Below are 3,141 nucleotides of genomic sequence, written 5' to 3' on the forward strand. Positions count from 1 at the left end.
GCCTGCTCCCTGCGCAAATGCAGAGATCAGGCCTTTTGTCTTCTTTAGCACATTCCAGTACCGGGCTTGTCCGGTAGAGGGGCGGTTGCCTTTCATATCCGAATTCTGATGCTAAGGGCTGCTGCTTTCCAACCCTTGAATGACTGTTTTCGCTTCCTTTTTCGGGACCAATACGGTAAAAGAGTTATCGTGAAGCGTCAATTGAACAATTTGCTTCCCCTTCTCGTACACCCGAGTTGAACCGGTGCTTTCTTCTTTCTTCTCCTTCCATCCCCACTCCGCTATCACCTTCTGATAGGCCTCGGGGATTTCGCTGCTTTCCTTAAGTCCGGTTAGTCTATAATTAACATAGTCCATCTTCGAATTATTAAGAGCCGTTTCCGTTTGATTGGCCTCTTTAGGAACAGGGAAATTCTTCTCAACCGTTGCTCCCACAAAATCCGTCCACGAAGGCTCGGAAGACGCACAGCCTGCGATGACTACCATCATCATCAAGACTCCCCACATGAAGCATAAGGATATTTTGACTCCTCTTCGCTGCATGATCCATTCCTCCTTACCCTGCCTATATACTGAAAAATACTCCTGTTGTCATTCTGATATAGATTCCGGATAGGCTAAATGCCCTAGATGCTCATTTACCAATCTAATTATAACGGGTGGCGTACCCCTGTCGGTAACAAAAAGGTTACATTCCCTTTGGTAGAAACTGAAAATAGCACAGTGAATTTTCTGAAAAAACATCATTGCGTTATATTTACGTAAGATTATATAACATTTTATTCTCTAATTATGAATATTTTTTAACGGGAGAAAACCTAAGAGAAACTGTAATTCACTGCGATATTCCTTAATGTATGCGTTTTAACAGATGGTCCTCCTCTTTGTCATTATATCTTACATGAATTTATGATAGTTCACATAAACTTCAACTTTTCACTAGGAGGGGGAAACCTTTATGAATCGTTATCGACGAGGCCTTAAACTAGGAAGCGTAGTTCTGTTGACTTCTGTATTGGTCACAGAACTTGGAATCGGACACCTTCCACAAGCCCAGGCCGCTTCAGGTACAGCAAAGGTTACGGCAAGCCAAACCTTTATCACCGGCGAACAATTTCGTCAGTCGATGAAGCAGGCTGCCGGCGAAGCAGGAGGCTCCTTTACGATGCCGGAGGTCTCCAGCAACCGTGTGCTCCGCAGCCAAGCGGCTGTACTGCTTCAGCAATGGCTGGGGCTAGAGAATGCCCCTGAATCCTTCAGCGACGTTCCAGACCAAGCAGCTTACGCGGGATCTGTTGGGGCCGTCAAAAAGGCCGGACTCATGAAAGGCTATTCGGATACCTCGTTCCTGCCTGGCGCCCCTCTCACTGCGGACGATCTAGAACGGCTTCACGACCGTGTTGTCAGCTACTTAAAGCCCTTTGTCCTTCCGGAAGCCACGATTTCTGAGCTTCAGCTGGCTATGGAGCAAGGCAAGGTGACTTCAAAACAACTCGTACAGATGTATCTCGATCGAATCGTTAAATATGACGATCAGGGGATCTCCCTGCAAGCTGTCCTTTCGATCAATCCTGACGCGCTCAACATCGCCGAAGCGTTGGACCAAGAACGAGCCGAAAAGGGACCAAGAGGACCTCTGCACGGCATTCCGATCCTTGTCAAAGACAACTTCGATACCGCCGACATGCCGACGACCGCAGGCTGCCTTTGCTTGAAGGATTCTATCCCTCCGCAAGATGCGGATCAAATCGCCAAGCTAAAAGAAGCCGGCGCGATCATCCTAGGCAAAACGAATCTTCATGAATTTGCTTTTGGCATTACAACATCAAGTTCGTTAGGGGGGCAAACGAAAAATCCATACGCACCCGATCATTATCCCGGCGGCTCCAGCGGCGGTACCGGTGCGGCAATTGCAGCCAACTTGGCTGTCGCCGGCCTGGGTACGGACACAGGGGGTTCCATCCGTATTCCTTCCAGCTTCAACAGCTTGGTTGGGATCCGCCCAACGATTGGTTTATCCAGCCGTGATGGAATTATCCCACTCGCTTTGACGCAAGACGTAGGAGGACCGATCGCCCGGACAGTCGAGGATGCAGCGATCCTACTCGACGCCACGGTTGGTTATGACCCGGATGATGTCGCCACCTCCTATAGCGTCGGTCGCGTTCCTACGAGCTACACCGACTTCCTTGATGCTAACGGTTTGAAAGGCACACGGATTGGCGTAGCGACGGAACTCTTCCTGGAGAGCAACGATCAAGAAAAAGCCGTCTTCGAAGTAGTGTCCAATGCCGTTAAAGAATTAGAAGCCCTTGGCGCAACAGTCGTGAATATCAAGATTCCGAATCTAGAGGAGATTATGAAATATCCGAGCTTAAGCGGCTACGAGTTCAAATTCCAATTAAACGATTACTTAGAGGAACTCGGGGATAATGCCCCTTACCACAGCCTGGCTGAAATCATCGCCTCTGAAGAGTACGATAAAACTCAAGAGCAATCGATGAAAGCCCGCGAGGCCCGTGAATCGCTGGATACTCAGGAATACAAAGACATCGTGCTGAAACGCACCAGCCTCACCCGAGATTCCCTACTGAAGGTGATGGCCGACAACAAGCTCGACGCGATCGTGTACCCGACCAGCACCCAGCCGCCGGCATTGATTGGTGAGGGCCAATCATCCGGAAACAACAATCGCTTAAGCCCGTTCTCGGGATTCCCTGCCATTACGGTCCCTGCCGGATTTACAAAAGACGGCCTCCCCGTTGGCATCGAGTTCCTCGGTCGCGCCTTCGATGAAGGCACACTAATCAAACTAGCCTATAGCTACGAACAAGGCACTCATCACCGTCACGCCCCTGTACTTACGCCATAATTCTGTTATATGAGAGTACTGAGGAGAGCACTACCGTTATACCGGTAGTGTTCATTTGTTTTAGCGTTAGTGTTCTCCTCGGCTTCAACACGCACGCCCTTCCTCTCCACGCGATTCCTGCAAAAATGCAGTTATTCTGAGGGGGAGTTGCCGTTTTGCCTAAAAAGCCTGCAAAAGTGCAGGCTTTTTGCGCTGATTTGCTCCATTGCCCCAAATCACGAAAAAATAAATGCACTTTTGCAGGCTTTAGCCAAAAAATCGAGATTTCT

Annotated in this window: 2 protein-coding genes; one reads left to right on the top strand and one right to left on the bottom strand. The window is 49.1% G+C overall.

Going from position 1 to position 3,141, the window contains the following annotated elements; genetic code table 11:
- Positions 1 to 111 precede the first annotated feature (111 nt).
- Complete coding sequence (locus M3G15_RS21175; protein WP_009226373.1) at positions 112 to 543, bottom strand: hypothetical protein; 432 nt, start codon at positions 541 to 543, stop codon at positions 112 to 114.
- Positions 544 to 958: 415 nt separating this feature from the next.
- Here M3G15_RS21175 and M3G15_RS21180 point away from each other — a divergent pair, with 415 nt between their 5' ends.
- Positions 959 to 2,872 carry an amidase family protein gene (locus M3G15_RS21180; RefSeq protein WP_260071999.1) on the top strand — a complete coding sequence of 638 codons (1,914 nt, stop codon included), beginning with the start codon at positions 959 to 961 and terminating at the stop codon, positions 2,870 to 2,872.
- Positions 2,873 to 3,141 lie beyond the last annotated feature (269 nt).

Source organism: Paenibacillus sp. p3-SID1389 (assembly GCF_025151705.1).
GTDB classification, from domain to species: domain Bacteria; phylum Bacillota; class Bacilli; order Paenibacillales; family Paenibacillaceae; genus Fontibacillus; species Fontibacillus phoenicis.

Bases quoted from the DNA above. Each gene is read 5' to 3' on its own strand.
- M3G15_RS21175 (WP_009226373.1), bottom strand. From the start codon at position 543: ATGCAGCGAAGAGGAGTCAAAATATCCTTATGCTTCATGTGGGGAGTC.
- M3G15_RS21180 (WP_260071999.1), top strand. From the start codon at position 959: ATGAATCGTTATCGACGAGGCCTTAAACTAGGAAGCGTAGTTCTGTTG.